Annotated in this window: 22 protein-coding genes; 11 read left to right on the top strand and 11 right to left on the bottom strand. The window is 61.9% G+C overall.

Features of this window, described 5'->3' with window-relative positions:
- Positions 1–67: 67 nt before the first annotated feature.
- The 6 genes from rpsA (at position 68) to CRO06_RS07910 (ending at position 4,745) form a co-directional block, all read left to right on the top strand.
- Entirely contained in the window at positions 68–1,747 is a 1,680-nt protein-coding gene (gene rpsA / locus CRO06_RS07935; protein ID WP_022996442.1) for a 30S ribosomal protein S1, read from the top strand.
- Between the two features lie 68 nt (positions 1,748–1,815).
- Positions 1,816–2,202 (top strand): integration host factor subunit beta, encoded by a 387-nt coding sequence (gene ihfB, locus CRO06_RS07930; protein WP_014995307.1) that lies wholly within the window; start codon positions 1,816–1,818, stop codon positions 2,200–2,202.
- Positions 2,203–2,229: 27 nt separating this feature from the next.
- Entirely contained in the window at positions 2,230–2,469 is a 240-nt protein-coding gene (locus CRO06_RS07925; protein ID WP_022996443.1) for a lipopolysaccharide assembly protein LapA domain-containing protein, read from the top strand.
- Positions 2,466–3,644: a lipopolysaccharide assembly protein LapB gene (lapB, locus tag CRO06_RS07920; RefSeq protein ID WP_022996444.1), complete on the top strand. Its 1,179-nt coding sequence runs from the start codon at positions 2,466–2,468 to the stop codon at positions 3,642–3,644. The genes CRO06_RS07925 and lapB overlap by 4 nt, the downstream gene beginning before the upstream one ends.
- Positions 3,641–4,336, top strand: coding sequence for an orotidine-5'-phosphate decarboxylase (gene pyrF / locus CRO06_RS07915; protein WP_022996445.1), 696 nt, complete (start codon positions 3,641–3,643; stop codon positions 4,334–4,336). The genes lapB and pyrF overlap by 4 nt, the downstream gene beginning before the upstream one ends.
- A 94-nt stretch (positions 4,337–4,430) precedes the next feature.
- Complete coding sequence (locus tag CRO06_RS07910; protein WP_022996446.1) at positions 4,431–4,745, top strand: ComEA family DNA-binding protein; 315 nt, start codon at positions 4,431–4,433, stop codon at positions 4,743–4,745.
- Between the two features lie 125 nt (positions 4,746–4,870).
- On the opposite strand, the gene nth is transcribed toward CRO06_RS07910, so the two are convergent.
- A complete protein-coding gene (gene nth, locus CRO06_RS07905; RefSeq protein WP_022996447.1) occupies positions 4,871–5,509 on the bottom strand; it encodes an endonuclease III in 639 nt (212 codons plus the stop codon).
- A gap of 135 nt (positions 5,510–5,644) precedes the next feature.
- On the opposite strand from nth, the gene gltS reads away from it, so the two are divergent.
- The gene (gltS, locus tag CRO06_RS07900; RefSeq protein WP_022996448.1) at positions 5,645–6,820 is read left to right on the top strand and encodes a sodium/glutamate symporter; all 1,176 of its coding nucleotides are present in this window, start codon (positions 5,645–5,647) and stop codon (positions 6,818–6,820) included.
- 232 nt (positions 6,821–7,052) lie between these two features.
- Here the strand turns inward: gltS and CRO06_RS07895 are convergent, their stop codons facing one another.
- From CRO06_RS07895 to CRO06_RS07860, 8 genes are all read right to left on the bottom strand, one after another.
- Entirely contained in the window at positions 7,053–7,583 is a 531-nt protein-coding gene (locus tag CRO06_RS07895; protein WP_022996449.1) for a glycine zipper 2TM domain-containing protein, read from the bottom strand.
- A gap of 174 nt (positions 7,584–7,757) precedes the next feature.
- A complete protein-coding gene (locus CRO06_RS07890; RefSeq protein WP_063140721.1) occupies positions 7,758–8,471 on the bottom strand; it encodes an electron transport complex subunit E in 714 nt (237 codons plus the stop codon).
- Entirely contained in the window at positions 8,464–9,111 is a 648-nt protein-coding gene (gene rsxG / locus CRO06_RS07885) for an electron transport complex subunit RsxG (protein ID WP_097058163.1), read from the bottom strand. The genes CRO06_RS07890 and rsxG overlap by 8 nt, the downstream gene beginning before the upstream one ends.
- Complete coding sequence (gene rsxD / locus CRO06_RS07880) at positions 9,108–10,133, bottom strand: electron transport complex subunit RsxD (protein WP_026949172.1); 1,026 nt, start codon at positions 10,131–10,133, stop codon at positions 9,108–9,110. Before rsxD ends, rsxG begins: the two co-directional genes overlap by 4 nt.
- A gap of 31 nt (positions 10,134–10,164) precedes the next feature.
- A complete protein-coding gene (gene rsxC / locus CRO06_RS07875) occupies positions 10,165–12,804 on the bottom strand; it encodes an electron transport complex subunit RsxC (RefSeq protein ID WP_097058162.1) in 2,640 nt (879 codons plus the stop codon).
- On the bottom strand, positions 12,804–13,388 hold the full coding sequence (rsxB, locus tag CRO06_RS07870) for an electron transport complex subunit RsxB (RefSeq protein WP_014995295.1): 585 nt from the start codon (positions 13,386–13,388) through the stop codon (positions 12,804–12,806). The genes rsxC and rsxB overlap by 1 nt, the downstream gene beginning before the upstream one ends.
- Positions 13,389–13,431: 43 nt before the next feature.
- A complete protein-coding gene (gene rsxA / locus CRO06_RS07865; RefSeq protein WP_022996454.1) occupies positions 13,432–14,016 on the bottom strand; it encodes an electron transport complex subunit RsxA in 585 nt (194 codons plus the stop codon).
- Positions 14,017–14,226: 210 nt separating this feature from the next.
- Positions 14,227–16,134, bottom strand: coding sequence for a metallophosphoesterase family protein (locus CRO06_RS07860; RefSeq protein ID WP_097058161.1), 1,908 nt, complete (start codon positions 16,132–16,134; stop codon positions 14,227–14,229).
- A 190-nt stretch (positions 16,135–16,324) separates the two neighbouring features.
- Here CRO06_RS07860 and CRO06_RS07855 point away from each other — a divergent pair, with 190 nt between their 5' ends.
- The gene (locus tag CRO06_RS07855; protein ID WP_022996456.1) at positions 16,325–16,783 is read left to right on the top strand and encodes a Spy/CpxP family protein refolding chaperone; all 459 of its coding nucleotides are present in this window, start codon (positions 16,325–16,327) and stop codon (positions 16,781–16,783) included.
- A 100-nt stretch (positions 16,784–16,883) separates the two neighbouring features.
- On the opposite strand, the gene metG is transcribed toward CRO06_RS07855, so the two are convergent.
- Positions 16,884–18,917: a methionine--tRNA ligase gene (metG, locus tag CRO06_RS07850; RefSeq protein ID WP_022996457.1), complete on the bottom strand. Its 2,034-nt coding sequence runs from the start codon at positions 18,915–18,917 to the stop codon at positions 16,884–16,886.
- A 125-nt stretch (positions 18,918–19,042) separates the two neighbouring features.
- Complete coding sequence (locus tag CRO06_RS07845) at positions 19,043–21,805, bottom strand: hybrid sensor histidine kinase/response regulator (RefSeq protein WP_231504718.1); 2,763 nt, start codon at positions 21,803–21,805, stop codon at positions 19,043–19,045.
- A 295-nt stretch (positions 21,806–22,100) separates the two neighbouring features.
- On the opposite strand from CRO06_RS07845, the gene CRO06_RS07840 reads away from it, so the two are divergent.
- From CRO06_RS07840 to CRO06_RS07830, 3 genes are all read left to right on the top strand, one after another.
- A complete protein-coding gene (locus CRO06_RS07840) occupies positions 22,101–23,513 on the top strand; it encodes an alkaline phosphatase D family protein (RefSeq protein WP_233925179.1) in 1,413 nt (470 codons plus the stop codon).
- A 64-nt stretch (positions 23,514–23,577) separates the two neighbouring features.
- Positions 23,578–23,889 carry a DUF2288 domain-containing protein gene (locus tag CRO06_RS07835; RefSeq protein ID WP_022996462.1) on the top strand — a complete coding sequence of 104 codons (312 nt, stop codon included), beginning with the start codon at positions 23,578–23,580 and terminating at the stop codon, positions 23,887–23,889.
- A 90-nt stretch (positions 23,890–23,979) separates the two neighbouring features.
- Positions 23,980–25,026, top strand: coding sequence for a PA0069 family radical SAM protein (locus tag CRO06_RS07830; protein ID WP_022996463.1), 1,047 nt, complete (start codon positions 23,980–23,982; stop codon positions 25,024–25,026).
- The last annotated feature ends 94 nt before the right edge of the window (positions 25,027–25,120 follow it).

The following is a 25,120-nucleotide window of genomic DNA, read 5'->3' as shown; positions in this document are numbered from 1 at the left end:
GGGTGGTGATCGCTTTATCCATAACCCGCGTCTGCTGGCTGGCGCGTGTATCGTGAGACGTTTTTTCATGACTGAATCTTTTGCCGAACTTTTTGAAGAAAGCCTTAAGGACCTGGACGTTGCCCGTGGTTCCATCATCCGCGGCACCGTGGTCGCCATCGACAGCGACTGGGTGGTGGTCAACGCCGGTCTGAAATCCGAAGGCATCATCTCCCGCGACGAGTTCATCAGCGAGAGCGGTGAACTGGAAATCGCCGAAGGCGATGAGGTGGAAGTTGCCGTTGACGCCATCGATGATGGCATGGGCTTCACCCGCCTGTCCCGTGAGAAAGCCAAGCGCGCCGAAGTCTGGGGCGAACTGGAAGTGGCTTTCGACAAAGACGAGATCGTCAAAGGTCAGATCTCCGGCAAGGTCAAAGGTGGTTTCACCGTGGATATCGGTCCGATCCGCGCGTTCCTGCCAGGCTCCCTGGTGGATATCCGTCCGGTTCGCGATGTCACCCACCTGGAAGGCAAGGATCTGGACTTCAAAGTCATCAAGCTGGATCCGAAGCGCAACAACGTGGTGGTTTCCCGCCGCGCGGTCATGGAAGCGGAACACTCCGCCGAGCGCGAAGCTCTGCTGGAATCCCTGCAGGAAGGCATGGTGGTCAAGGGTATCGTGAAGAACCTGACCGACTACGGTGCGTTCGTGGATCTGGGCGGCATCGATGGCCTGCTGCACATTACCGACATGGCCTGGAAGCGCATCAAGCATCCCAGCGAAATCGTCGAAGTGGGCCAGGAAATCGAAGTCAAGGTACTCAAGTTCGACCGCGAGAAAATGCGTGTCTCCCTGGGCCTCAAGCAACTGGGCGAGGATCCGTGGCACGACATCGTGCAGAAGTACCCGGAAGGTGCCCGCGTCAAGGCGCGTGTTACCAACCTTACCGATTACGGCTGCTTCGCCGAGATCGAGGAAGGTGTGGAAGGCCTGGTTCACGTTTCCGAAATGGACTGGACCAACAAGAACATCCACCCGTCCAAAGTGGTAGAGATCGGCGACGAAGTGGAAGTGATGATCCTGGATATCGACGAAGATCGCCGTCGTATTTCCCTGGGCATCAAGCAGTGTCTGTCCAATCCGTGGGAAGCTTTCGCCACCAACTACCAGAAAGGCGACCGCATCTCCGGCAAGATCAAGTCCATCACTGACTTCGGCATCTTCATCGGCCTGGAAGGCGGTATCGACGGTCTGGTGCACCTTTCCGACATCTCCTGGGAAGAAGCCGGCGAAGACGCGGTACGCAACTTCAACAAGGGTGACGAGCTGGAAACCGTGGTTCTGTCCATCGATGCCGAGCGCGAAAGAATTTCCCTTGGAATCAAGCAGTTGACAGACGATCCGTTTGCTCAGTATGTTGCTGCAAACGAGAAGGGCAGCATCGTTAAGGGTACGGTTAAGGCCGTGGACGCCAAAGGCGCCACCGTCGAGCTGGCTGAAAACGTGGAAGGTTACCTGCGTGCCAGCGAGATCAGCCGTGATCGCGTTAACGACGCTTCCCAGGTTCTCAACGTGGGTGACGAGGTGGAAGGCCGGATCACCAACATCGACCGTAAGAACCGTTCCATCAATGTGTCCGTGCGTGCCAAGGATCAGGTTCAGGATCGCGAGGCCATGGACAACCTGCAAGGCCAGGAAGCCAATGCTCCGAAGACCATTGGTGACCTGATCAAGCAGCAAATGGAAAACAGCAACGAGTCATAACGGCTCCTCCCGGGGGCCGGCCACGAGGCCGGCCCCGCTGGGCAGGGAGCCCAGGGGAGTAGGTTGTAATGGCATCTGCGTTAACCAAGTCCAAACTCATCGCTCGGATCGCCAGAACTTACACCAGCAATGATCTCTCCACCAAGGACGTGGAACTCGCCATCAAAGCCCTGATCGACTACATGGCCGACGCCATGGTAGAAGGCGAACGCATCGAGATTCGGGGTTTCGGCAGCTTCTCCCTCCATTTCCGCGCCCCGCGCGTGGGCCGTAATCCAAAGACCGGCGCCAGCGTGGAGTTGCAAGGCAAATACGTTCCCCACTTCAAATGCGGCAAGGACCTGCGTGAACGGGTCAATCGTGCCATGCAGGACGATGACGGGGGCGACCATAACGAGCACCGGAGCGAGCGGCGCCACCATGCCAGCCACAGCGCCAAGGCCATCCGGGGCTGATACCGACGACACCGGGGCCTGACCGACATGCGAACTCTCTACCGTGCTCTGTTGATTCTGGTACTGCTGGCCATTTTCCTGGCCGCATTCTTCTTTGTTACCGCCAACACTCAAATGGTGACTCTGGATATGTTGATCCAGGGATGGCGCTGGCAGGTCAGCCTGGGCGTGCTTGCCGTGGGTCTGCTTGCCGTGGGCCTGTTGGCCGGGCTGCTCACCGGGCTGGGCTTTAAAGGACTGCGTGGGTTGTTTGGAAGCCGTTCATGAGTGAACCCCTATGGCTGATACCGCTGTTCTTCTTCGCCATCGCCATGGGGTTCTTCCTGGGGCGGCGTGAAGGCAAGCGGCGGCAACGGCGGCGCATGGCGTCGCTGTCCCAGGAATACGTGGCCGGGCTCAACTTCCTCCTCAACGAGGAGCCGGACAAGGCGGTGGAAGCCCTGCTCAGCAGTCTGGAGGTCAGCCCCCAGACCCTGGAAACCCACCTCAGCATGGCGCGCCTGTTTCGCAAAAGAGGCGAGTTCGACCGTGCCACCCTGATCCACTCCCACCTGCTGGAAAGCGGCGATTTGCCGCGGCCCACCCAGGAGCAGATCCAGCTTGAGCTGGCCGAGGATTATTTCGCCGGCGGGTTGTTCGACCGCGCCGAGGAAGTGCTGCTGGAAATGCTCGACCAGGATTGTGAGCAGCGCGAGCAGGTAACGCGTCAGCTGATGAAGCTCTATGAGCAGGAGCGTGACTGGCCCAATGCCATTGCCATGGGCGAGCGGCTGATCAAGGGCGACGCCAAGATCGCGCCGATTCTGGCCCAGTATTGCTGCGAGGAGGCGGAAGGGCAGGTGGCCCGTAGCGAACTGGGGCCGGCCCGCCGCACGTTGCGCCGCGCCCTGGGCTTCGATAAGGAGTGCGTGCGCGCCAGCGTCGATCTGGGGCGCCTGGAAATGCGCGAACAGAATTGGGAAGCGGCCATCGCCGCCTTCCGCCGCATCTGGGATCAGGACCGCGACTTCTTCGATGAATACCTGGACGATCTGCGTCAGTGCTATGAACAACTGGAGCAGGAAGAGGACTTCATCCGCATGCTCGCCGACTACAGCGCCGAGCATCCCAGCACCGCCCGGGTGCTGGTGCTGTCCGGTCAGCTCAAGGAGCGCTATGGCGATCGTGAAGCGGCCAAATTCATCGCCGAGTACATGCAGGCCAACCCCTCCGTTCGGGGGTTGGATCGCCTGATCGATATGAATCTGCAGGTGGCTGATCAAAGCGAAGCCCGTGAACAGCTCGAATTGCTCAAGCAATTGACGCAAAGGCTGATGAGCGACCGCACCATCTATCAATGCCGTCGTTGCGGCTTTACCACGCCGCTGTTGCAATGGCGCTGCCCGAGTTGCCGCCGCTGGGGCACCATCAAACCGCGATCCGAAGGAGACGCCAAATCGTGACCCCCAGCAGTCCCATTATCGTTGCTCTGGACTACCCTCGCGCCGAGGACGCCCTGGCCATGGCGGCGCGGCTGGACCCCGCCCGGGTACGGGTAAAAGTGGGCAAGGAGCTGTTTACCCGGGCCGGTCCCGATGTGGTGAGAGCGTTACAGGACCAGGGCTTTGACGTGTTTCTGGACCTCAAGTATCACGACATCCCCAACACCGTGGCCGGCGCCGTGCGCGCCGCCGCCGAATTGGGCGTGTGGATGGTCAATGTGCATGCCAGTGGCGGCAAGCGCATGATGAGCGCCGCCCGGGAAGCGCTGGAAGGTGCCGCCCGCCGGCCCTTGCTTACCGCGGTGACGGTATTGACCAGCCAGACCAGCGACGATCTGCGCGAAGTGGGCATTGCCCGTGCCGCCGAGGAGCAGGTGATGGCACTGGCGCGATTGACCGAGGAGAGCGGTCTGGATGGCGTGGTCTGTTCCGCCCTGGAAGCACCGGTGCTGCGTCGCGCCCGGGGCGAGAACTTCCTGCTGGTGACACCGGGCATTCGTCCCGAGGGCAGTACCAGTGACGATCAGCGCCGCATCATGACCCCGCGCCAGGCCCGCGAGCAGGGCGTCTCCTACATGGTTATCGGCCGCCCTATCACCCAGGCGGCGGAGCCGGCCGCGGTGGTGGACGAAATCCTACAGAGTTTGTCCTGAAACACTGACGATAACTGTCTGAAATGGCGGACAGCCTGCTCCGCGCGTCCCGTTTAGAGTGTCTTCTCCAACAACAAACCTTAAGGAGAAGGGAATGAAACTCTATCGTGCATTGTGTTTGGTGGCGGCGTTGCTGGGATCGGCGGTCTGGACCCAGGCCACCCAGGCAGCGGAGGATCCGGCGCTGGACAGTGCCACGGCTTCGGCGGTGGTGGAACAGACCATCAACCTGAATCAGGCCACGTCGGCGGAGCTGCAATTGCTCAAGGGCGTCGGCCCGAAGACCGCCGAGGCGATCATTGCCTGGCGGGAACAGGAAGGGCCGTTTCAGGATGTGGAGCAGTTGCTGGCGATCAAGGGCATTGGTGAGAAAACCCTGCAGGCGATCCGCGACCGGCTGACGTTGTAAGTGAAACCCGGCTCCCGGCTTGTCCGGGAGCCATGGTAGTAACAGGTCTTTCGCTGCCCTGGCAGCGAATCAGCGCTGGATGTGCCGCCGTATAGGGCGGGCTGGCACCAGGATACGGATGGGGCTTACACCGGCCGCTGACTCCGCGGAAACTCGCATAGATCGGCGATGATGCATTCTCCGCACTTTGGCTTGCGAGCCACGCAGGTGTAACGCCCGTGCAGGATCAGCCAGTGGTGACAGTCACGCTTGAATTCCTCCGGGACGACCCGGAGCAAGCGTTGCTCCACTTCGTTGACGTTTTTCCCCGGCGCGATGCGGGTGCGATTGGACACGCGGAAAATATGGGTGTCCACGGCGATGGTGGGCTCACCGAAGGCGGTGTTGAGCACCACGTTGGCGGTTTTACGGCCGACGCCAGGCAGCGCCTCCAGAGCGGCGCGATCACGCGGCACTTCGCCACCATGAAAGGCGAGCAGCTGCTCGCACAGTTTAATGACGTTATTGGCCTTGGAATTAAACAGCCCAATGGTTTTGATGTATTCCTTCAAACCGTCCACGCCCAATGCCAGAATCGCTTCCGGCGTATTGGCCACCGGAAACAAGCGATCGGTGGCCTTGTTGACGCCGACATCGGTGGCCTGGGCGGACAGCACCACCGCCACCAGTAATTCAAAAGGGGTGTTGTAGTTCAGTTCCGTGGTGGGGTGAGGACGCTGTGCCCGCAGACGGCGGAAAATTTCCGTGCGTTTCTCGCGATTCATGCCTGCTCCTGAATCAGATCGCCGCAGTATAGCGAATCAGGGCGCTATCGCCACGTCGGAACGAACCGGACTTCCCCGCGTCAAAAACAGATTGCCCATGTCCCCGGTAAGAGGGCGAAGGAAAAGGGAGTGAGTATGCAGTTTTCCGCCATGGAAACCCTGATGGTGGCCCTCATCGTATTGGTAGTGGGGCAGTTATTGGTTCATCGGTTCCGTATTCTGTCCGACCTCAATATGCCGGAACCGGTGGTGGGCGGGCTGCTTGCCACGCTGCTGGTCACCGGTCTGCAGCTGGCGGGTGTATCGCTGGCCTTCGATGATGCTCTGAAAGGCCCCGCCATGCTGTTTTTCTTCGGCGCGGTGGGCCTGGCCGCGGATTTTCGTTTGCTGCGCCAGGGTGGCTGGCCGATGGTGGTGTTCGCGATTCTGGTGATCATCCTGGTATTTCTGCAGGACGTGGCCGGTGTCCTGATGGCCAAACTGCTGGGACTGTCACCGTTCTACGGCCTGCTGGGAGGCTCGATCACCATGACCGGCGGCCACGGCACGGGTATCGCCTGGGGCGAAGTCTTTGCCAATAACTTTGGTATTGACGGCGCCAGCGAACTGGCCGCGGCGTCCGCTACTTTTGGTCTGGTATTCGGGGCGCTACTGGGTGGGCCATTGGCAATGATGCTGATTCGGCGCTATAGGCTGCAGGTCCCCGCTGGCCGCGAGGATGGCGAATACGATGGCGCGGAAAAGCCCCGTCCCATTGCCGCCGCCAGTGTGGTGCGTATTCTCATGCTGTTGTCCATCGGTGTGGTGGTGGGTTCCGTGGCGGAACACTACTCCCAGCACTGGGTGCGCCTGCCGACCTTTGTCTGGGTGCTGTTCGTCTGCATTCTGCTGGGTAACCTGGCCCGCCGGCTGTGGCCGGTGAATGACGCCACCATCGAGATGGTGGGCAACACCTCGCTGAGCGTGTTTCTTGCCATCACGCTGATGAGTCTGCAGTTATTGCAATTGGTGGATCTGGCGCTGCCGATGCTGGCCATGCTGCTGGTTCAGGTGGCGCTGGCGGTCAGTTTTATTGTTTTTGTCACGTTCAGAGTGATGGGCCGGAACTACGATTCCGCGGTGTTGTGCGCCGGCCATTGCGGTTTCGCCATGGGTGCCACGCCCACCGCGGTGGCCAATATCCAGGCCGTGACGCAGCATCACGGTCCCTCGCCGTTGGCCTTCATCATCATTCCGGTGGTGGGCGGTTTCATCGTCGATATCGTCAACGCCACTATTATTCAGGGATTTGTTTCTGTACTTGGAGGGTGAAAAGCAATTGACAGTTGATAGCGAAAAAATAAAAACAGGAATATTGCAAACACCTGAGCGAACCCCGTTCGCTTGCAAGCAAGCTTCCCACGGCGGCTAAAGATCAGGCTGTTTCGTCTTTTCTTTGTTTTTCGCTGTCAACTGTCCACTATCAACTGTCAACTGCAAAAAGGCCGCTGGAATCCTTTCCAGCGGCCTTTTTGATGGTGAGCGCTTTTTCGGTTTTGCGTCCTTACTGGGTGATGACGTGGCCGTCCTCAATACGCAGCCGGTCACCCGGTTTGTTGTCCATTTTGATGGTGTCTTTCTTACCGTCGAACACGTAAGTGACCTCGTAGCCCTCCACGGAGCTCTTGTTGTCCATTACCGTGTTACAACGCCGCTCGGTGGTGGTGACGGTGTTGTTTTGCTGCATTTTCTTCTGCGCCTGGTTGCCGGCGATACCGCCAACGATGGCACCACCCGCGGTGGCCGCGTCCTTGCCGCTGCCGCCACCGAACTGATGGCCGATCACGCCGCCGACCACGGCGCCAATGGCGCTACCGGTAATACGATGCTGGTCCTTCACCGGAGCCTGACGTTGTACCGCCACGTCCTGACAGACCTCGCGGGGTTCCTGCCATTTCTTGACGATGGGTTCCACGTTCGTCACCTCGGCATAGCCGGACTGTTTCGGGGCTATTGCCTGGTAGGCGCCATATCCGATCCCGGCCACGGCAACGGTACCCACGACGGTCAAAGCGACAAGGGCTGCACTCTTCATGGGGGGGCTCCTTTTATTAAAGTTTGCCGTTGTATGAGCTTATTATCGTGGATTTTGGCCGACCCGTTGTATAACAGTAGTAAAATCGCGACTGGCGGCACACCAAATTTTTGGTTATCAGAGCGGCTTTTCAGGCGAAAGAAAGGTGAAACCGGCGTGACCCGCCGGTTCCGATCAACTGACTTTACCGGTGGTGCGGACGCGGCGGCTGCCGGAGGAGGAAGGGGCCTCTCGGCGCTGTTTGGCGGCTTTCATCCGTTTGTCGATGACATTCTTGCCGGCGATGATCAGACCCAGCCCCAGGAAGGCCCCGGGGGGAAGGACCGCGAGCAGGAAGCCGCCGTAGTTGGGGATGATCTCGATTCGCAGCTGTTCCGCCCAGGGGCCGAGCAGCAATTGCATATTGGCGAACAGGGTGCCGGCGCCAACCACTTCGCGCAGGGCGCCAAGAATCACCAGCACGATCAGAAAACCCAGGCCCATCATGAAACCGTCGGTCACCGCCGGCAGCAACGCGTGCTTGCTGGCGAAAGCGTCGGCGCGTCCGAGCACGGTGCAGTTGGTCACGATCAGAGGAATAAAGATCCCCAGAATCTGGTACAGCTCGAAGGTGAACGCCTGCATCAGCATCTCGATCACCGTCACCATGGCGGCGATGATCATGACAAAGGCGGGCAACCGTACGGCGTCGGTGACATAGTGACGGATCAGCGACACGGCGGCGTTGGACCCCATCAGCACCACCAGCGTGGCCAGGCCCAGACCAAGAGCATTGACCACAGAACCGGTCACCGCCAACAGTGGGCACAGGCCGAGAATCTGCACGGTGGCCGGATTGTTATTCCACAACCCATCGCGGGTGATCTTGCCGTAATCCACGTCAGCCATCACAGCTCTCCGTTGTCTGCGCTTGGGCGGGCGCTTTGAACACCTCATCTCCGTGCGCCTGATAGTAACGCAGGGCGCCATGCACGGCGCTTACCACCGCCCGGGGAGTGATGGTGGCACCGGTGAAACTGTCAAACCGGCCGCCGTCCTTCTTCACTGCCCATCCCGAAGCGGACGGCTGCTCGAGGGAAGTGCCGTTGAATCCCAGAATCCAATCGGATTTGCGGATTTCGATATTATCGCCCAGCCCCGGGGTTTCATTATGCGGTGGCACCACGCGCACGCCGAGTACGGTGCCGTCACGGTCGACGCCGACGATCAAACGGATATCACCACCGTAGCCGTCCGGCGCCACCGCTTCCAGTACCGCGCCGCTGGCCTCGCCGCCAAGACGGGCACGGTAGATATGATGCTCGCCGTGGCCCAGTAAGGGGTCGGTAACGGTAATGCTGTCATCCAATAACGGATTGTCGTGCCGGGCCGGTGGCATCACCTGGGCCAGAGCGTCCGCCAGGGCGGCTTGCCGGTTGCACTCCACCCGCTGCCGGGTGGCTTGATTGGTCAGCGCCAGAGTGGCGGCGGTGCCGATGGCGAACAGACCGAGAATCACCGCGTTGCGGGTAATCGCCTGGCCAATCATGAGCCGGCTCCCCGCTTGGCGCGCTCGTGGCCATAGGTGCGCGGCCGGGTGTAGTAATCAATGAACGGGGCCGCCAGATTCAACAGCAGCACCGAGAACGCCACCGCGTCCGGATAGCCGCCATAGGTGCGGATCACCCAAATCAGTATTCCGATCAGCGCGCCGTAGATCAGACGCCCACGTGAGCTGGTGGCGGCGCTGACCGGATCGGTGGCGATGAAAAAGGCGCCAAGCATGGTGCCGCCGGAAAACAGATGAAACAGCGGATCGGCATAACGCAACGGGTCAATCTGCCAGGCGATCAGCGCCGGCAGGGCAAGGCCAGCGAGAAAGGCCAGCGGAATATGCCAGCCGATCACGCGACGGAACAGCAGGTATAGCCCGCCAAGCAGAAACGCCAGATTGACCCATTCCCAGCCGAGCCCGGCCCAGCGACCATGCAGAACAATCATGCGATCCAGCGCATCGGCGTTGCCGGCGAAGGTGCGAAAGGTGTCCAGAGGGGTTGCCCCGGAAAGGCCGTCAAGCGCGCCATGCCCGAGGAACTGGAATACGCTTTCCAGAACATCGGGAGTGCGATAGGGAGCGCCGCCGACCCAGTTGGTCATCGCTACCGGGAAGGAGATCAGTAGCAGCACGTAGCCGACCATGGCCGGGTTGAACGGATTCATGCCCAGGCCGCCGTACAGCTGCTTGGCGACGATAATGGCGAACGCCACACCGATAAACGTCAGCCACCAGGGCGCGGTGGGGGGCAGGGCCAGAGCCAGCAGCACGGCGGTGACCACGGCGCTGCCATCGCGCAAGTACAATGCAATGGGACGGCCACGAGCACGCAGCATGGCCGCTTCACAGAGTACCGCCACCAGTATCGCCCAGACCACATTCAACAAAGTGCCGATGCCGAACAAAAGTGTCAGTATCGCCAGGCCGGGCAGGGTGGCGTAGATTACCTGGCGCATCACCATGCCGGTGTCGACGGGACCCCGGGTATGGGGCGATGAGGCGTTGATCAGCGCCATGTGCGTTGCGCTCCTGGTGTTCCGATAGGATTCATTCTTCCGTCAGCCCGTGTTCTTCCAGGGCCTGTTTCAGGGCCCGCCTCGCCAGATGAGCGTCGTGTTCCAGGGTGCCCAGCTCCGAGGTCAGTCGTTTCAGGGTGTCTTCGTCGGCGGTATCGCGCAGGCGTTTCAACTCGTCGCTCTTGTCCCGCAGCGCTGTTTCCGCGCGGGCGGCGTCCAGCTTGAGGGTTTTCAGATCCTTGCCGGTATGGGCGAGCAGCGATGCCTTGGTTTCGTCCATCAGGGCATCCAGGGCATCGCGGGTGTGGTCGGCTTTGCTCTTGAGCTTCTCCACTCGGGCTTCCATCGCGGCCAGATCCACGGCGCCGTCGCGGCGGGCCCGGTCGAGGGCGGAATGGGCTTCCTTGTATTGCTTGTGCGCCATCTTGTAGGCGGTCTTCAAGGCATTCAGGCGTTTTTGCTGCTTGGCTGCTTCTTCGTCGCTTGCGGACGCTTGGCCACCGGCGCCGGCTGGTTCGGTTGTTGTCGGCGCGGCAGCGGCGGCCGGGGACGGCGCTGCTTTTGGCGTGGCGGGCGCCGCGGCCTTGGCGTCCCGCAGCTGTTGCTTGAGTTCGTCCGCCTTGGCCTTCAGGCGGTCGGCTTCGGCGCGCAACCGGGCCGCGTCATCGGCTTCGTTTTGTTCCGCCTCCTTGGTTGCCTTCACTGCCGCCTTGTAGGCGGACGAGGCTTCGGCCACTGCTTTTTTCAGTGCTTCCACCGGATCCGGGGCGGCCGTGGGGGCGCTGGCGGGCTGACCGGCACGGGCATCACGCAGGGCGGCCTTGAGCCGGTCCGCCTCTGCTTTCAGGGTTTCCGCCCGGCTTTGCAGCGTGGCGGCATCCTCCCGCTCTTCCGCCAGCGCGGCCTTGGCTTCGCGCAGAGCGTTCTTGTAAGCGGCGGAGGCGTCGGCGACCTGCTTCTTGAGGTCCGCCTCGGCCTTGGGGTGGGTGTCGGTGGACGGCGGCGCGGCCTTGCCGGCGTCACGTACCGCCGCTTTGGCCTGATCCGCGGCGGTTTTCCGCTTCTCCACTTCGGCCTGATAGCGGGTCAGATCCGGATCACCCCGGTTTTCCGCTTCCTTGGCGGCCTTGACCGCTGCTTTATAGGCCTTGGAGGCGTCCAACGAGGCTTGCTTGAGGGCAGCGGCGTTGTCACCGGCGGCTGCGGGAGCGCGGTTGGCCTGTTGGCGCGCGCGGCGGCGTGCCTCTTTCTCGGCCTGCTCCTTTTCCACCCGGGCCTGGCGGGCCTCGAACCGCTCACGGGCGCGGTCCGCCTTGGCTCGCTCCGCCGCCTGGATACGGATCTCGCCCTTGGCATAGCGGTAGTACTGCACCAACGGAATATGGCTGGGGCAGACATAGGCGCAGGCGCCGCACTCGATACAGTCCATCAGGTTCTGCTGTTGAGCCCGCTCCAGGTCGTCGTTCTTAGCGTACCAGTACAGCTGTTGGGGTAACAGGCTGGCGGGGCAGGCATCGGCGCAGGCGCCGCAGCGGATACAGGCCTGCTCCGGCTCCGGCTCCGGCAACAGATCGGTGGATGCGGCGATCAGGCAGTTGCTGGTTTTCACCAGCGGGATCGCCGGATTATGCAGAGTGAAGCCCATCATCGGGCCACCCAGCACCAGCCGTTGCAGCCGGGTCTTGTCGACTCCGGCGTGCTGCAGCAATTCCGCCACCGGGGTGCCGAGCAGAACCTCATAGTTGCCGGGCCGTGCCACCGCGTCCCCGGTCACCGTGGTGATGCGGCTGATCAGCGGTTCGCCGTCGAACAAGGCCCGCTTCAGAGCGTAGGCGGTGCCCACGTTCTGGCACACCACGCCTACCTGGATCGGCAGGCCGCCGCTGCCCACTTCCTTGCCGGTGAGCAGCTGTATCAGCTGTTTTTCGCCGCCGGAGGGGTACTTGGTGGGCACCACGCGGACGTCGATATCGGCGCCGACGGCGGCAGCGCGCAAAGCGGCGGCGGCTTCCGGTTTATTGTCCTCGATGCCGAGCAGGGTCCGTTCCGGATTCAGCAAATACTGCAGTACCTGGATACCCTGGACGATATCCGCCGCTCTTTCGCGCATCAGGCGGTCGTCGGCGGTAATGAAGGGTTCGCACTCGACCCCGTTGACGATCAGTTCACGCACGCGCTGATGATCGCCCAGTGACACCTTCACCGAGGTGGGGAAACCGGCGCCGCCAAGGCCGACGATGCCGGCTTCGGCGATGCGCTCCAGCAATTCACCGGGGCTCAGCGCGAAAGGGTCATCCAGCGGCGCCCGGTCTCCCCAGCGGTCCTCGCCGTCCGGTTCCAATACCAGACATGGGGCGTCCATGCCGGAGGGGTGCTGGATCGGACGCGGTCCGATGGCAACGACGGTGCCGGACGTCGGCGCATGGACCGGGGCGCTGACGGCACCGTTGCCTTCGGCCAGATGCTGTCCCTTGAGCACCTTGTCACCAACCTGGACCAAGGGCCGGGCGGGGGCGCCGATATGCATGTTCAACGGCAATATCAGTTGCGAAGGAAGCGGGCCGGGGAGGATCGGCGTGGTGTTGGATTCGCTTTTGTGCTCCGGCGGATGAATGCCGCCGGGGAAGTCGAAAATTTCGCGGGTGCCGCCCCGGAACAGTCTCGCCAACATCACAGATTCACCACGTCGATGCGTTGTTCGGGGCTTTGGCCGGCGCCGGCCGGCCGCTGCCAGGTCCAGGTGCCCAGGGTCGGGGCCACCGGCACCATGTCGATGCAGTCCACCGGGCAGGGTTCCACGCACAGATCGCAGCCGGTGCACTCATCGACGATCACCGTGTGCATCAGTTTGGCGGCGCCAACGATGGCGTCCACCGGGCAGGCCTGGATGCACTTGGTACAGCCGATGCACTCGTCCTCGCGGATGTAGGCCACTTTCTTCACCGTGGCATCCTCGCTGCCGTCGTCGTCCAGCGGCAGCACTTCGCGGCCAAGCAGTTCGGCCAGCGCTTCCACCGTTACCTCGCCGCCGGGCGGGCAGCGGTTGTGTTCCTCGCCGTTGGCGATGGCTTCGGCATAGGGACGGCAGCCGGGATGGCCGCATTGGCCGCATTGGGTTTGCGGCAACAGGGCGTCGATCTGATCGACGATGGGATCACCCTCGACCTTGAATTTCTCCGAGGCGAAGCCCAGCGCGGCGCCGAACACGGCGGCCAGGGCCAGCAGCGCGGCGATGGCAATCAGGATCGTGGTCATGATCGCGCCTCCGGAGACGCCGGGCGCTTGGTATCCCGTCTCTTCATATCTTCACCAGCCCGGAAAACCCCATGAACGCCAGTGACATCAGACCGGCGGTGATCAGGCCGATACTGGGTCCGCGAAACGCTTCCGGCACGTCGGCGGCGGCGATCCGCTCACGCATGGCGGCGAACAGTATCAGCACCAGGGAAAAACCGAGGGCGGCGCCGAACCCATAGGTCAGCGAGGTCATGAAGGTGGCGTCTTCCTGGCGCACGTTCAGCAGCGCAACGCCAAGTACCGCGCAGTTGGAAGTGATCAGCGGCAGGAATACCCCCAGCACCCGATACAGCAGCGGGCTGGCTTTCTTGACGAACATTTCGGTGAATTGCACCGCCACCGCGATCACCAGGATGAAACTGATGGTACGCAGGTATTCCAGCGACAGCGGCTGGAGGATATAAGCCCAGGTGAGATAGGCGAGTACCGACGACAGCGTCAACACGAAAGTGGTGGCCAGGGACATGCCGATGGCGGTCTCCACTTTGTTGGAGACACCCATGAACGGGCACAGGCCCAGGAACTGGACCAGCACGAAGTTATTCACCAGCACCGCGCTGACAAGAATGAGCAGGTAGTCGGTCATCACAGGAGCCCGTCCGGCCGCTCGACGCCAAGGCGCCGCGGGCCTGTTTTCTCACCAGTTTATGAAGGCGGCATAGTATGGGACAGGGAAATATGCCGAACAAGACGGTTTTGTTTACCCTACCCGGCGGTTTCGTTATAAGAAAGCGCCTCTCAGGCAGGATTATGCCGCGATGACCCGCTTCCGGGTTTGTTGTGGATCAAGCGGCACTCAGTCATCCGGCTCGAATTCGGCATCGCGGCCATCGGCGCCCAGATGCCGGATTCGCGCCGGAGCGCCGTCGGCATCCAGCCAGACCCGGCCAATGCCGGCACGGTTCAGCAGGCGCCGGCCGGCTTCATGGGGATCGGGCCGGTAGGGCGTGACCGCCAGCCGTCGGCGTTTGGTAAAGGCGTTAAGTGGCGACCAGGGGGCATAAAGCCAGCGGTTGAGCCGGTCGAACCATTCCAGCAGCCGCTCCGGGAAACGGTTGCGCAGGCCGCTGTCGGTGATCTGCCAGATGCGCGGGCCGCCGTCGCGGTGACGGATGCGGATCCGGTAGACGAAGGAATAGTGCACATCCCCGGACAGGATCACGTAGTTGGCCGGGGTGCGGGAGTGCCGAAAGATATTCAGCAGAACCCGCGCGGCCCCCGGGTGCGCCATCCAGTTTTCGGCGTCCACCATCAACGGCTTGCCGATCAGAGTGAACAGCCGCTGCACGGTCTCGATCAATTTCACGCCGAACATTGGGGCCGGTGAAACCACCACCACGGCTTCCTCGCCGAGCAAGGCTTGTTGCAGTTCGGAGAGCGCCTCCCAATCCAACAGCCCGGAAGGACGGGTAGGGCGGCGCTCGCTGCGCCAGCGGCGGGTGCGGGTATCCAGTACGATCAGTTTGGGCGTGCCCGGCCATTGGTAATGCCAGCCATCAAAACGCAGCAGGCGGGTGATCAGCGCGTCCTGGGACGCCATCACCAGAGCGCCGGTGCCGTCGCCGAGCAGCGCGGCGGCGTCATCGATCAGAGGCGCCACCCGGTCCGGCGCGTTGCCCCAGCCCTGACAGAGCAGGTAGGCGATCAGGGCGTTGCCGATGATGCGGCGTGAAAAGGGCTGGCCGTAGGCGGTCAACTCCCAGTCGGCGGTCAGATTCCAATCGTCGGTGACATCGTGATCGTCGAAGATCATCAGCGTCGGCAGATGGGCCAAGGCCCTGGCCACCGCTGGCATCTGTTCCCGGAACGTGGCCAAGGCCCGCGCTTCGCGCTGATACTGTTCCTGGTCGGTGGCGTCCAGGAGAGGAGGGCGCGGCTCGGCCAGATGCCAGGGGGTCGGCGACCAGGCCAGCAGATACATGGCGATCACCTCGGCGAATGTGACCAGATGGCGGTCGGCGCTGGCGGTGGTGAAGATTGGCTTGCGCACGCCGCCGAAAAAGCGTTTGCGCAGGGCGCGGCCACTTTCCACCGCAGGTAGCAGGCGTTGCCGGTGGAAGCCGTCATGGTGTTGGTAAAGCGCCTGGCTGTCGCCAACGCGGGCGCCTTCCAGGGTTTCATCGATCAGCCCGAGCCGCTCAATCAGGGCGTGGACGGTGGCCAGCATCGGCATGGCCACGTCATCGGCATAGATCTGATCGCCGGTGAGCAACAACAGGTTAGGGCGCGTTTCGGGATCACCGAGCGAGTCCGCCACCACCTGATCCGCCCGCGCCAGCCCGTCCGGCCCGGGCTGGTGGGGCTTGCGGCAGGAGCCGTGCAGCAGATTGGTAAGACGCGGCCGCCATACCAGGCTGGGACGGCGCTGGCCGGCGTGCAGCAAATGGGGCGCCCAGTCCGCTACCGCCCCGTGGCCATGGACGATCAGGTCGTAGCCGACTTCCCGTCCCTTGGGCAATGAAGAGGTCAGTGGCAGATCGATCAGGTGCAGTACCGCCGCGGCGCCGACCGGCAGCCTGCGGCAGTTGTCGGCGTTCAGAGGCCATTGCCGGTCCGGTTGTGCGCCCTGCGGATCCGTTTCGAACAGGTGCAGATGCAAATCCAGATCGTGGGAAGCAACCAGCCACAGAACCAGGCGTCGTTCTTCCAATCGTCTCAGAATTGGTCCGGCCAGGACCGGCGGCAGCTCCGGGGTACTGGACATCAACCCTCCTTCTCATGCAGGGTAGCGAAGGCGCGAGAATCACGGATAGCGCCCGCCCCAGCGGCGGGCAGCTGATGTTGAACAAGCGTAAAAAGTGTCGTGTTTTCCATACCGCACCGCGTTTTTCCCGGGGGAATGAGATAGGGTACACGGCGTATCGGACCTGAAGATGAATTTCAATGGAGATGTTATGAAACTTTTTCGATTGCTCGGCGTGGCCCTGACCGCTTTGACTCTGAGCTTGCCGCTGGCCGCTCAGGCGCAGCAGGCTGGGCAGCCGGATGAAGTGGCGCAGCTGGCCAGTCTGGTCAATCTGACCGACGATCAGCAGAAGGAAATCCGTGGTCTGATTCAGTCCACCGATGCCGAGGTCCGCAAGCTCCAGGCGGAAGCTCGCAGTCTTCAGGAAAAGCTGCAAGGCGAAGTGAAGCCCGGTTACAGCGAGCGCAATATTACTCGCACGGCGAAGAAACTGGGTGAAGTGATGGGCGAGATCACCGGTAAAACGGTATTGCTGCAAGCTCAGGTGGAATCGGTAATGACCGAAGAGCAACGCGCCGAGCTGCAGAAGAAAATGGAAGAGCAGCAGCGCCAGATGCAGCAGCGTATGCAGCAGATGCAGCAACAGCAACAACAGCAGCAACGCTAAAGCGCGGTTGCCAGCCGATAAAAAAGCGGGCCCTATGGCCCGCTTTTTTTTGGGAGGGGAGACACATCGCGGAATAACGGGGTGAGTCTTCCCGCGGTGTTCAGCCCACTTCCATACCGGGTTCGGCGCCGCTGTCCGGAGACAGCAGGAAGATATCCTCGCCACCGGGGCCGGCGGCCAGAATCATGCCTTCGGAGACACCGAATTTCATCTTGCGTGGCGCCAGGTTGGCGACCAGCACCAGTAACCTGCCATTCAATTGTTCCGGGCTGTATTTGGCTTTGATGCCGGAAAACACAGTGCGCTCGCCAAGCGCGCCGACATCCAGCCGCAGACACAGCAGTTTATCGGCGCCTTCCACATGGGACGCTTCGATCACCCTGGCGACGCGCAGCTGCACCTTGCTGAAATCGCTGATATCAATGTGACCCTCGCTTTGCGCCGCCGCCCCGGCTGTTTTGTTGTCTTCCTTGTTCTTTGCCGCCGCCGGCGTGGAATCCTTGGATGCTTCCAGCATGGCTTCGATATGGGCCATATCCACCCGCGCCATCAGCGGAGTGAACTTGTTGATCGGGTGCTCCAGCAGCAGCTTATCGGCGTCCGCCCAGGTCATCGGCTCGACCGCCAGGAATTGCTCCGCCCGCTCCGCCAGACCCGGCAATACCGGCTTCAGATACAGCGTCAGCAGGCGGAACACGTTCAGGGCGGTGGTGCACACGGCCAGCACTTCCTGTTCCCGGCCTTCTTCCTTGGCCAGGGTCCAGGGGGCCTTGTCGGCGATATAGCCATTGGCGTGATCGGCCAACGCCATGATTTCCCGCATCGCCTTGCCGAATTCCCGTTGTTCATAGAACTCAGCGATGCGGGGCGCCGCTTCCTGGGCTTCCCGCACCAGCAATGGATTATCCAGCTGAGCACTCAGAGTGCCGCCGAATTTCTTGACGAAGTTACCGGTGCGGCTGGCGATGTTCACCACCTTGCCGACCAGATCGGTGTTCACGCGCTGGGCGAAGTCGGTCAGGTTGAGATCGAAGTCGTCCACCCGGTTGTTGAGTTTGGCGGCGAAGTAATAGCGCAGGTACTCCGGATTCAGATGCTCCAGATAGGTGCGTGCCTTGATGAAGGTGCCGCGCGACTTGGACATCTTGGCGCCGTTCACGGTGACAAAGCCATGGCTGAAGATGGCGGTGGGCTTGCGCAGCCCGGCGCCATCCAGCATCGCCGGCCAGAACAGGCCGTGAAAGTTGATGATGTCCTTGCCGATGAAATGATACAGCTCGGTCTTGGAGTCCGGCTGCCAGTATTCATCGAAATCCAGCCCTTCGCGCTCGCACAGGTTCTGGAAACTGGCCATGTAACCAATCGGGGCGTCCAGCCACACATAGAAGAATTTGCCCGGATAGCCGGGAATTTCAAAGCCGAAGTAGGGCGCCTCCCGGGAGATATCCCAGGGCTGCAGATCTTCCATCCATTCCTGAAGCTTATTGGCCACGCCTTCCTGGAGGGAGCCGGAGCGGGTCCATTCGCGCAGCAACGGTTCGAACTGAGGCAGGTCGAAGAATAACTGGGTGACCTCCTTTTCCACCGGAGTGGCGCCGCTGATGGCGGAATAGGGCTCGATCAGCTCCGCCGGCGAGTAGGTGGCGCCACACACCTCGCAGTTGTCGCCGTACTGATCCGGGGATTTGCATTTCGGGCAGGTGCCGCGTACGAAGCGGTCCGCCAGGAACATGCCCTTTTCCGGGTCATAAAGCTGGGTGATGGTCTTCTCGACGATGTAGCCGGCGTCCTTGTTCCGTTGGAACACCATTTCGGAGAGCGCTTTGTTCTCCGGACTGTGGGTGCTGTAGTAATTATCGAAGCGGATCAGAAAGTCGGCGAAATCCCGTTCGTGATCGGCTTTCACCTGGGCGATCTGCTGCTCCGGCGTGATGCCGTTTTCCTGCGCCTTGAGCATGATGGCGGTACCGTGAGCGTCGTCGGCGCAGACATAAAGGCAATTGACGCCACGCAGTTTCTGGAAGCGCACCCAGATGTCGGTCTGAATGTACTCCAGCAGATGACCCAGGTGGATCGGGCCATTGGCATAGGGCAGGGCGCTGGTAACCAGGATCTTACGGGTTTGGTCGCTCATGAAAGACTACATCGTGGACGGAATCGGACCGGCTATGATACTGGCCATGGCGGTTATTTTCACGCCCGATTCGGCCGCGCCCGCGGATACAAAACAGGGTTGGGGGGGACTCGCGGAAGAATCCCCTAAGGCGCGCTCAGATTGGCGATGGCCCGGTTGCGTTGCAGCGCCTCCATCACCTGGTCGCGAGAGACCGGTTTGCTGAGGTAGTCGTCCACGCCGGCTTCCCGAGCTTTCTGCACGTAGTCATTGGTGGCGTGGGCGGACAGCGCGATGATCCAGCTCGGGTCCACCTCCCGGTCCGCCTCGAACTGGCGGATCTCGCGGGTGGCCTGATAGCCATCCATGACCGGCATTTCGCAGTCCATGAAGATCACGTCCCAGCCCCCCGGCGTCTGCATCGCGTGCTCCAGCGCCTGGCCGCCGTGGTCGAGGAGGGTGGCGTGAATGCCCAGTGAACGCAGGATGGAGTCGATCACCAACTGGTTCACGGCATTGTCTTCCACCACCATGACGTTCAGCCGTGACAACGGTGAGCCGGTGCTGGCGGGACGCGGCCCTGTCTCGGGGGCGGCCGGTTGCTGCTGCCGCAGCAACTGGCCCAGGGTGCTCTTCAGGCCCCGGGACGACACCGGTGTTTCCAGCAGCAGCATGTCTTCCGGCAATTCGCCTTCCAGTTGGGCGCCAATGGTCTGCAGGATCATCAGGGGCGGATTGCCGAAGGCGCGTCGCGCGGCCAGCAGGTCGTCGCACAGCTGCAGGTTGTCCTCCGCCGCGATCAGGAGATCCACCTCAAGGTCCGCCGGGCGGGTGTTCAAGGCTTCGCGGGCATCGCTGTTCTCATACACTTGCAGGCCCCAGCGGGTGAGCAACTGGGACAGGCTCAACGACAGGGCCGCGTCCTGATTGAGCAACATGACCTTGCGGCCGGCCAGAGGCCGGTCCTGCCGTGGACCGCGCTGAACCCGCGTGGGCAGGGTCAACCAGAAGGTGGCACCGCGCCCCAGCGAGCTGGATACGCCGATCTCGCCGCCCATCAACTGCACCAGCCGTTTGCAGATGGTCAGACCAAGCCCGGCTCCCTGGGCCTTGTGGCGGGCGCCATGGGGGCTCTGGTTAAACACCTGGAACAGATTGCGCTGCTGCGCCTCGTCCAGGCCAATCCCGGTGTCCACCACTTCCATCATCAGCACACAATAGCCCTGATCGTCGGGTGGCTGACGCACGGTCAGGTGTAGCGCCACCTGGCCGCGATCGGTGAATTTGAAGGCGTTGCTGAGCAGATTGGTGAGAATTTGCTTCAGGCGGATCGGGTCGGCCTGGATGTACTGCGGCACCCGCGAGTCGATGTAGGTGTACAGAGGCAGCCGTTTTTCGTTGGCGCGGGCGGTGAACAGCCGCACGCAATCGTCCACCAGAGCCTCCAGGTCCACTTCCTGAAGCTCCAGTTCCAGCTTGCCGGATTCGATACGGGAGTAATCGAGAATGTCGTTGATGACCGTGACCAGGGATTGGGTGGACTGGTAGATGGTGTCCACATACTGACCCTGCTGGTGCGTCAGATCAGTACGCCGCAGCAAGTCGGTCATGCCGATGATGCCGTTCATGGGGGTGCGGATTTCGTGGCTCATGGTGGCCAGGAACTCGCTCTTGGCCTGGTTGCGGGCACCGGCCTTGAACGCTTCCATCTCGGCCACCGCCTTGTCGCGCACGGAATGGGCGTGGGCCTCCTTGAGCCGGGTGATACGCCGCGCCAGCGCCAGGGACAACAGCACCACGTCCAGGAACACGCCGATTTGCGCCAGATTCTCGGTGAGCGTGGTTCGTGGCAGTACACCGTATTTGTTCAGCGCCATGGTGGCGGCGCCGACCATGAAGCAGGTCCAGGCCAGCGTGAAAATACGCGCGTCGGGATCGCCGGCCAGAGCCCGGGCCACCGCCACCGCCATGATGCTGATATCCATGACCAGGATCGCCAGCACGCAGATCGGGATGAGCGTATCGCGGCTGATGAAGGGCGCCGCCAACAGCAGCACCACTCCCACCGTCACCAGCCCCCTGAGCAACTGGGCCAGCGGTGGTGCCCGCTCCGCCAGACTGAGGAAATTGAGGCTGAACAGCGATGGCATGATAACGATCAGTGGCAGCAGATAATGCACCGAGTATTGACTGATCAAAGCGGAACCCGGCCACAGATATTGCTGGCTGAACCCGTGTAACGTTGCCATGAACAGCGTCACCACCAGGGACCAGCAAACGTACAGCAGATAAACCCGCTCGCGGATGGTGAAGAACAGCACCAGATTGTAGAGAATCATCACCAGCATGCCGCCGAAGAACAGGCCTTGCAGCAGGGTCCTGTGCTGCAACTGCTGATGAAAATGTTCGGAACTGAGCAACTGCATGGGCAGTTGGATGCTGTGGGCGGAATCCACCAGCATCAATACGGTGCGCGGTTCGCCGGCGGGCAGGGTTAACGGGAACGCCGGCAGGGCGTGATGGTCCGGGCGCGCCTGGAAGGGCAGATCGATCCCCGCCCGGTACTCCGAGAGCAGCGCATTCTGCCCGTCCAGCACGTACACTTGTAGCCGCCCCAGCAGGCCGTAGGGGATTTCCAGGCGCCAGTCGGTGCGCGCCGGATCGCGGTTCTCCACCGCCAGCCGGAACCAGCAATGGTCCCGGGTGAAGCCGAGATTGGGGGCGTGCTCACCGGCAGGTTGCCAGGGCCAGCGTTGCAGATCGCGGGTCAGGGTGTCGCGGTCGGGCACCTGGTTGGCCGGAGCGCAGAAATAGCCGAGGTGGGAATAGGGCGAGAGGTCATCATCGCCGTGGTTGATGACCACCGCTTCCGCGGCGTGCGCGCTTACCGACAGCAGCAAGATGAGCAAGCCGGAAAGTGCGAGCCAGATTGAGCGGTTTGCTGCGTCCTTGATCAAAATCGTTGTAACCCGATGAGGCGATCCATCTGGATAGTATTAATTAAGTATGGCGGCCTTGCCAGCTCGGAATAGAGAGGAAAAAATCGCCGGGAGCGATTTTTGACGTCGCCTTGGCGACGGCCCACAGGGTGACCGCCATGGACGGTGGTCACGAAAAATCGCCGGGAGCGATTTTTGACGTCGCCTTGGCGACGGCCCACAGGGTGACCGCCATGGATGGTGACCACGCAAAACAGGGGGAAATGTGAAAGTCCACTCATTTTCGGTGGGACCCGTGGTGGGAGCGGTAGCGCCACGGCGGGTGCGTATTTTGGGGGTGATGCCAAGCGCGTCGCTGGTGGCCGGGGAAAAAAAGGCATTGGGGCGGATTCGCTGGCGCCGCGAAGGGGAACACCATTGGCGCGGACCGAAGCATTTTCGTATCAACGGCAATTTCGACAGCAGCGGCGTGGTGGTGCTTTCGGAACTGGAACCGGGATGCCGTTACCAGTTCCAGGCCGGTTGGGTCAGTGACAGTGCCGTGGTCGATACAGCATTACAGTGGGACGGAGCCGACGAGGGGACCTTCCGTACCTCGCCGCTGGATGAAACAGCGCCGGCCCGGTTCCTGTTCGGCTCCTGTTGCTATCGCTTCGTCGGACCCGACCGGGAGGTGGAGGACGCCCGGGCCGACCGGGTGTTCGCCACCATGGCCGGTGTCGCCGAGCATGAGCCCACGGATTTCGTCATGTTTGGCGGCGATCAGGTCTATGCCGATGCCACCTGGCGGCTGTCGGCGGCGTCCACCCAGCAGCATTATTTCGACCTGTACCGGCAGAGTTTTGGTCAGCCCAACATCAAGCGGCTGATGGCCCGTTACAACCAGCACATGATCCTTGATGATCACGAGATCGAGAATAACTGGCCGGCGCGGGCGGACGCCGATCTCTGGACCAGCAAGTATCCGGCGGCGATCAAGGCCTATCAGATCTATCAGGCGTCGCATTCGCCAGCGGTGCCGCTGAACGACGCCGGTACCCGCCTGGACCGTGATCCGGATGCGCTCTGGTACCGCTTCCGCTGGGGGTGCGCGGACTTCTTCATGATGGACCTGCGTACGGAGCGAGTGCTGAGCCGCTGGCCATGGCAGAAGCGGATTACCTCCAAGGCACAGGAACAAGCGGTGCTGGAGTGGCTCAATACGGAACCTGACCGAATCAAATGCCTGGTGTCCTCGGTGCCGCTGTTCCCGGAACAGCGCTGGCCGTTTCGCGGCAACGACGCCTGGGAAGGGTTCCGGGGCCAGCGTCAGCGGCTGCTGGAGGGTATCCGTGATGCCGGCTGTCGACGGGTATTGGTACTCAGCGGCGATGTGCACGCCTCGCTTTACGCGCGCCTGGACGCCCGTGGCCGCGCGCCGGTGCATGCCTGGATCTGCTCCGGGCTGTTCTGGCCCACCGCGCTGATGGCGTTTCGCTGGTACCGGCCGATGATCCGTGATCAGCACAGCCTGCGCGGTTTGAGCCGGTTATCGATGGGCAAGGTGTCAGTGCCCGGCGAAGTGCATAGCCGTGATGCGTTCTCGCGGATCGTGCTCGATGACAACGGGGCATCGCTGACCGCCTATGACCGGCATGGCGATCCGCTGCCGCGGGTGGGCCGCGAAATCCAATGGTGACGGCGGTTTTGCCCCGCTCGTTACCTGGGCCATAATGGCGCCCCTTTTTTCGACCGGAGCCGTCATGACCGAGCCTTCCCCCGGCCAGGTATTGCGAGAAAAACTGAATCAGGAAACCGCTCCGATACGCTGGTCCGAGTTGCAACCGTTTTTCGCCCGGGGCCAGGTGGTGGCGGTGGCCGCCCACCTGGACCTGATCGATGTGGCGGCGGCGTTCGCCGAGGATCAGGCGGCGCAAATCGCCGCCTGGCGACACAGCGGCGAAGTGGATCTGGTCCAGGATGAGCAGGCCAGGGACTGGTTCGCGGCCGATCAGGAGTTATGGACCCTGGTGGTCAAGCCCTGGGTGCTGGTCCAGCCGATACCGCTGCACTAACTCTTCCTCCGGCGCCATCCAAAGCGCTTGCGTTGGCTCTGATCTGTCCTGATAATACTGTTCAAAAGAACAGTATTTTGAGGGCGGATCATGGCCAACCAAGCTGGTAATCGGGGTACCCTGAGCGAATGCCCGGGTCGTTTCGCGGTAACCCGGATAGAAAGGGACGAGCCTCCGACGGCGCGGCCCACTCGCTACCACCGGGAAATCGCCCGTTCCGTTATTACCCATAATCGCAGCCCGGATCTGCACTTTGACAGCAGTATCAATCCCTATCGGGGCTGCGAGCATGGCTGCATTTACTGTTTCGCCCGCCCCAATCACGCCTATGTGGATCTGTCCCCGGGGCAGGATTTTGAAAGCGAGATTTTTTGTAAGGACAACGCCGCCGAGGTGTTGCGTGATGCGCTGCGCAAGCCGGGCTACCGTTGCCGCCCGCTGGTGATCGGTACCGCCACCGATCCCTATCAACCGGTGGAACGGGAGCGGCGCATTACCCGGGAAATCCTGCAAGTGTTGTCCGATTGCGCGCACCCGTTCAGCCTGATCACCAAAAGCGCTCTGGTGCTGCGGGATCTGGATCTGATCGCGCCGATGGCACGGAACGGGCGGGCCAGCGTGGCGGTGTCGGTGACCACCCTGGACAATACGGTGAAGAATCAGTTGGAGCCACGTGCCACCGCCGGCCGCGAGCGGGTGCGGGTGGTGCGGGAGCTGGCCCGGGCCGGTGTGCCGGTGACGGTGCTGGTGGCGCCGTTGATTCCGTTCATCAATGATCACGAACTGGAAGATATTGTCGAGCAGGTGGCCGCCGCCGGCGCCCGCAGCGCCGGTTATGTGGTACTGCGTCTGCCCCATGAACTGGGCGCTCTGTGGGAACAGTGGCTGCGGGAGCATTATCCGGATCGCGCCGGGCGGGTGATGGCGACGTTGCGGGAGCTGCACGGCGGCGCCGCTTATGACAGCCGTTGGTTCCATCGTCATCAGGGCAAGGGGCCTTGGGCGTCGTTGTTGTCCCAGCGGTTCCGCAACGCCTGCCAGCGTCACGGTCTGGCGCCCCGGGAAGGTTTCAAGCTGGATGTCTCCGGTTTTCGGCCTCCGGGCCTGGAAGGCCAGATGAGTCTGTGGGGGGATTAGAATTTCTCCGGCGTTCGCGGTCAGCGCCATTTTGAACAGGCTTTTACGAATCGACACTTAAATATGCAGTGAAAAAAGCGTTAACTGAGGGCAT

Origin of the sequence: Alloalcanivorax xenomutans, assembly GCF_900217905.1 — a bacterium.
GTDB classification, from domain to species: Bacteria; Pseudomonadota; Gammaproteobacteria; order Pseudomonadales; family Alcanivoracaceae; genus Alloalcanivorax; species Alloalcanivorax xenomutans.
The sequence above is the reverse complement of the archived record's forward strand: the minus strand, read 5'-3'. Positions and strand labels throughout refer to the sequence as shown.